We start from the raw sequence: 5,892 nt of genomic DNA, 5'->3' as shown, positions 1-5,892 counted from the left end.
CCAATTTGCCTGGTCGTTTTGTGAAACAGGACGAACGGTAATTGAATGAAGTAGTTCGTTGTGTGTGTTATCGATTGGTGTTGTATGCTGGTTCATGCCCTATAATATAAAATATTTTAGGGGGAATGTCCACGTTTTTTTACATATCTTTGTATATTATGCGCTTATGGAAAACTTTGACAGCGCCGTGATGGGAACAAGCATTTTTTATTTTTCATAGAACTAAAGTGTTACTAATCATTACTCATTGTCTTATTTCAGGATGTTAAATGCTATTGAATTTTCTGATTGGATTGGATTGGATTTTATTATTACTTCTGGACTTCTGGCGGAGTTTTTTCCGATGAGAAAGGTTTGCTGTTTTCGTAGACAAATTGTAAGGAGAGATTGTCATACCAGCCTGCCACATACCCATATCCCCAATCCTGGCATGTTTCGGTAAATACGGTAATAATATTTTTTGACGGAATAATTGAGAGTGAAAATTTAGTCCATGAAGAAACCGTGTCGCCGCCAATATAAAATTTAAAAGGAGTGGTTGAAGTATTTACAGGGTTCCACTGCCCGTCAAGTAAGCCTATAATAGTAATATCTCCAATATTATCACCGTAGAATGCCATGCTACCCGTCAGCACATAGGTAGAATGTGCATTGACATTCAGTTCCTGATAAATACCGCCGCGGGCTGTTCCTTCAGCGGTTACCTCTTGTGTTAAAGCGTATAAACCGCTTATTACCGGTGGTGTGGGAACTCCTATTGTCCCCGGAACATGAATATCTACTCTTGCTGGATGTTTCACCGGAATGCCATCGCCGTCCCATGGAAATGTTTCCCAACATATCCAGCCCGAAGTATTGCCGGTTTCAAAATCGCCATTTTTGAGTAGATTCTCGCCAAAGGATTCTTTTAGCAGGCAAAAAGAGGATATCGTTAAAAAAAAGAGAAAAATGCTTTTTAATAAAATGAAAGGCATATATTTTTTACAACAAAAATGGTTATTAGTACTTACCAGTAATTTCTTCATATTTTTTATTTCATGATATCAATTCAATTTTTTTGCACCTTTAATTTTTTATAAAGGGCAAACTCCTCATCCGCTTCCCTTTTTAAACCCAGCTTTTCATATGCGATGCTCAGATTAAAATGAGAGAGCGCTTTATATGGGTCGGCTTCAACAGCTTTTTTGTATTCTTCCATTGCTTCCTGATACATTCCCTTTCGCAGTAAAAGGTCGCCAATCTCATTGTGTACCTCTGCGGACTTTAATTCAGATTTTCTTATAGGCGGTTTGTGCGGGGCAGTTACCGGGGTTGAAGCGATCTCCTTACGCAATGGTTCAGATACCTGCGAAGTATTAATGGTAGAATCGTGTTCAGGAATACGCAAAGTAACAACAATAATGCCATCTGAACGCAGTATAGTAAGTTTTGCTTCTTTGTTGGCGGAAGTTTCCGTTAACATGGCAAATTGTTTTTTCGTCGTAATTTTTTCTCCGTTCCAGTCCATAATGAGATCCTCCGTTTTAATCCCCGCTTTTGCAGCAACACTTCCTTCAAGAACGCTGACAACCAGAACGCCGCTTTGACTAGGTTTAAACCGAAACCATTCTTTGTTTTCCCTGGTCAGGCTGCATACAATTAAACCAATGGGATCATGTTTTTCTATAAGAACAATGCCTGTCCCCTTCACCCACGATGTCTTATTTACACCATAATCAGTGCCGCCAAGTTCTCCGTAAGACCGGTAGGTTTTTGCGTATCCTGTATCATATTGCACATTTATTACCGCCTGTACTCCAACCAGAAATGCCTTCTCTTTTATTTTTTTTGCCAGGACATCATGCCCTGAAAACCCATACTCACCAAGGCTCACCTGCCCCATATTTTGATAGGCAACGTTAATGTCTCCGGAACAGACAAATATTTGTTCATATTTGTCTGCCTCAGTAACCTTTGCGCCTTTCTTTGGTTCGAGCGTTTTCCCCTCGCTTTTAAAGGGCGATAGATTATTTAAATATTCTTTCGAACTGCTGCTGCATCCAGTAAAGACTATTAATAAAACAAGGAGTAGGGCTATTTTTTGGTTCATTTCTAATATTCTTTCTCTTTTAATAAAAATGTAGAAAATAAACGTTGATTACTATCATATTACATTTAATTCAGAGGCGGCATGGGGGGGAACTCCAGCCGCCACGGGAACGATTTAGATTTTAAATTAACCACATTTTCTTAGTATAAAATATTTATGAACGGGCTGCGATAATTTTGCGAATATTTTCTGTCCGGCATTCGCTATTTTTATTGGTTCATTCAATTCATTCCTCATCTTCAGGTACGGCTCTTCAAAATCGTCCTTTAATTTCTTGCCCATTATTTCGATAGGGATATTTTCCTTAATGGTATTTTTTACTAATATTTCTGCGATGTTATCATTAGATACATTATTAATAATCCCCAGGAATTCATATTCTTTAATATAGGCATGGTCCTGGTGGCTGACTTGCGGATTATTTTCACGATATCCCAGAAAGAATCCGGTGCCAAATTCACGATGACTCGTCTTTTCCAGTTCAGATAACCATTGCTCATCAATTACGTAATTTTCAGGGTCAGAAAAATAACGGTCCAATGCCTCGCGATAGATTCTTGTTACGGAGGCTACATAGTATTGGCTCTTCATGCGTCCTTCAATCTTCCATGCAGTAATACCTGCGGACACTAATTCTGGAATATATTCAAGCATGCATAAATCCTTTGAACTTAAAATGTAAGTGCCTGTTTCATCCTGAATAATAGGAAATGTTTCCCCAGGCCGGTTTTCTTCCTTCAGCACATATTTCCAACGGCAGGAATGCGAACAATCGCCTAAATTTGCATGCCGGTTTGACATATAGCTGCTTAATAAACAACGCCCTGAATACGCCATACACATAGCACCATGTACAAATACTTCGGTCTCTACTGCGGTATTGGCAATAATTTCTTCAATTTCTCCAAGTGTTAATTCACGGGCAAGGACGGCTCTTTTTATACCTTGTTGACGCCAAAATTCGAGTGATTTAAAGTTTGTGGTGTTTGCCTGTGTGCTAAGATGGATTTTTATGTGAGGAGCTATTTCTTTTATCGTTAATAAAATTCCCGGATCAGACACGATTACCGCATCTACCGGTATCTCCGCAAGTGCTTTCACGCAAGAGACAATGCGGCGAATATGATAATTCCGTGCATAAATATTGAGCGCAACGTATATTTTTTTCTCTTTTTCATGAACATAATCAACGGCATTTCGAATTTCCTGCATAGTAAGATTTTCCGCGCCCATCCGAAGATTAAAACCTTCTGCGCCAATGTATACAGAGTCAGCGCCATATTCAATGGCTGTTTTAAGTTTCTCCATATCGCCTGCAGGGGCAACCAATTCGGGCTTTCTAATGTACATAGATGTATGTTTCAGGATTTCAAAAACACAATAATATCAATCCGGCGCCAACAGGCATCAGTAAATTATCTGCTGCCCTTAGCGGTAATGATTCAATAAAGCATGCAACAAAGGCGGCAATTAAGGCTGGCGCAATAGGAAGGAAGATGCATCCGCAAATTATGGCAACAGCCAGCGCCGCCAAAGACCCTTCTACACTTTTTTGCCTGTTATAAGGTATCCTGATTTTCCCGATACTTTTCCCCACCAGAGTTGCGGCAGCATCGGAAAAGGCGACGATCCATATAACAGCGCTTGCTATTTCTTTTGGGAAAATCAATATGGAAAAAGCTGCGCCCAATATTAAGGTGATAGGTCCAAAAGCAATGCCGCGTTCCTCCCGTTTACGTATACTTGATTTCGTAACAAGGCCTAACAGGGGAAAAGAAAGCCCGTTGACCCTCAAAAACTCTGAAATCAAATAGAAAACTACTATGGAAAAAAGCACCGATAGGGTGGTTATAAAGATATATTGGGAAAAAACAGGTACAAGTGCAATTATGATGTGTAAAAGTTTTCTGCGTATTTCCTGGTACCATGAATGCTCAAATTGTTTACGCATCCCTGAAAAGAGGGCCTTGTATGTGTTTGCATCTGCTATATCCAGAATATCCAACAGTTCAGACAGGTTGTTGTTATCAATTAAATAATCTGCCTGCCTGCGGATTGAATACTGAGCGTTTACTCCTATGCCTATATTCGATTTTTGCAAAATGTCTGAATTATTGCGGTCATCTACCAGTACAATTACATCATGCCATGAAAGATCATAGTGTTGCAATTCACTTTCAATGATGTTTACCTTTCCCTCGGGCATAATAAGCTGTCCGTATATTTCCCCTGTTAATGCGCCGTTGTCAATGCCAACGGTAATACCATATCCATTGTTTGCAGATACCCTTGCTGCAAGGTCTTTAACAAATACATCAGGAACACCGCTGCTTATTAAAAACACCAAATAACCATGCCCCCGCAATATTTCAATTGTTTCTTTCGCATTCTGGATAAGAGGTATCTCTTCGTATACTTTCCTTGCCTGTTCAAGCGGAATATTGCGAAAGGAACGGTATACCCTTTTTATAAAGGTATGGAAGGGTAATTTGCCGATGTTGAACAATATGCATAACAAGAACGTGCGGATAGAAAGTAAAAGACCAAGACGTCTTGATAAATGAAGAAGAAAATGTCCTCTGAAAAGGACTCCGTCAACATCAAAAATAATAATTTTATTTTTTGGAGCGGTTATCATAGAAAAACAGAACACAAAATAGTATGACATTTAACGAATGATGAATGTATCTTCCCTGTCTAACGCCTTACCCTGTATTTCACTTTCAGTTTGTTCAGGTCAGGTAACATCTTAAAAAAATTCTTTGTTTATTTTCCAGAAGGATTGATTAGAAGAGGGTGAGATTCCAAGCGAAATTAGAGGATATTTATATCTTTACAGAGAATTTCTCTTTAACAAAGGAGTCAGATTTTAGAAGAAATTACTGAAACTACAGATTCCACAGATTTTGGACGATGAACCGGTACAATCTGTGGTTTCAATCTCTTTTTGTTTGCCTAAAACCTCTGTCTCCCGGACAGGGATAATGCATACCCCTCAAAACATCTCCATAATAATTCTTTTAACAATCCCTAATCCGATGAATACCACGATAGGGGAGAAGTCAATGCCTCTGAACGTCGGAATGTATCTGCGCACCGGATTCAATACGGGGTCAGTGATTTTATACAAAAACTGTATTGCCTGGTTATAGGGATTATGCGGTACCCAGGAAAGTACGATTCTAATAATCAAAACAATTTCATAGAGACCTATGATTTTTCCCAAAAAAAGTCCCATCTCAACAACTCCTTTTCTATACTAAAAAGAGAACGCATCTGCCATTATTTACAAAAAGTTTTGCAATTGTATCAAACACGTACATACAGAGCAATAAAAATATAAATATAGACAATGATTAAGTGACTATGAGGATATATGTTAAAATAATTTACGGTAACGGTGAAACACGAAATCCGAAATCCGAAATCCGAAACAAATTCTAATGATAAAATGATTTGAAATTCTAAACAAGTGCATCTTTCGTACCTTCGTATCTTCGTACGGGAGCATTCCCGATTTTTTGTAAAAATATCATTAACAGGAAGGGGGAGAGAAAGAATAGTAACACAAGTATCCAGTTTGAGGGTAAAATGCCACAAGCAGGATGCTTGTGCTACAATGTACAATTAGGGGTTGTCAGATAATAACTTTTACAACTATGGCATGGGATAACAAGGTGTGAATGACTCAATTTTTTGAAATTGTATAATTCCAATCTCCATGGAAATTATGCTTTCCAATATTAATCTTTTCCATTTCCCGATCGGAAACCTTTATCCCTGTTGGATATTTCCTTTTGTCA

At 38.5% G+C, this 5,892-nt stretch carries 6 protein-coding genes; all 6 read right to left on the bottom strand.

Translation table 11 applies throughout. The features are described from left to right. Positions 1 to 311 precede the first annotated feature (311 nt). Entirely contained in the window at positions 312 to 1,025 is a 714-nt protein-coding gene (locus QZT26_RS16075) for a hypothetical protein (RefSeq protein ID WP_295103614.1), read from the bottom strand. 23 nt (positions 1,026 to 1,048) lie between these two features. Beyond that, a complete protein-coding gene (locus tag QZT26_RS16070) occupies positions 1,049 to 2,089 on the bottom strand; it encodes a PDZ domain-containing protein (protein ID WP_099326873.1) in 1,041 nt (346 codons plus the stop codon). Between the two features lie 126 nt (positions 2,090 to 2,215). Beyond that, a complete protein-coding gene (locus QZT26_RS16065; RefSeq protein ID WP_099326872.1) occupies positions 2,216 to 3,439 on the bottom strand; it encodes a U32 family peptidase in 1,224 nt (407 codons plus the stop codon). Positions 3,440 to 3,458: 19 nt separating this feature from the next. Further along, on the bottom strand, positions 3,459 to 4,727 hold the full coding sequence (locus tag QZT26_RS16060; protein ID WP_157820775.1) for a haloacid dehalogenase-like hydrolase: 1,269 nt from the start codon (positions 4,725 to 4,727) through the stop codon (positions 3,459 to 3,461). A gap of 357 nt (positions 4,728 to 5,084) precedes the next feature. Further along, positions 5,085 to 5,327: a YggT family protein gene (locus QZT26_RS16055; RefSeq protein WP_099326870.1), complete on the bottom strand. Its 243-nt coding sequence runs from the start codon at positions 5,325 to 5,327 to the stop codon at positions 5,085 to 5,087. A gap of 450 nt (positions 5,328 to 5,777) precedes the next feature. Further along, positions 5,778 to 5,892, bottom strand: a 115-nt coding sequence (locus QZT26_RS16050) for a hypothetical protein (protein ID WP_295100125.1), incomplete at its 5' end; no start/stop codon positions are given.

Source organism: uncultured Candidatus Kuenenia sp., assembly GCF_900696675.1.
Lineage (GTDB): Bacteria > Planctomycetota > Brocadiia > Brocadiales > Brocadiaceae > Kuenenia > Kuenenia stuttgartiensis_A.
This window is presented reverse-complemented; position numbering and strand designations above follow the sequence as displayed.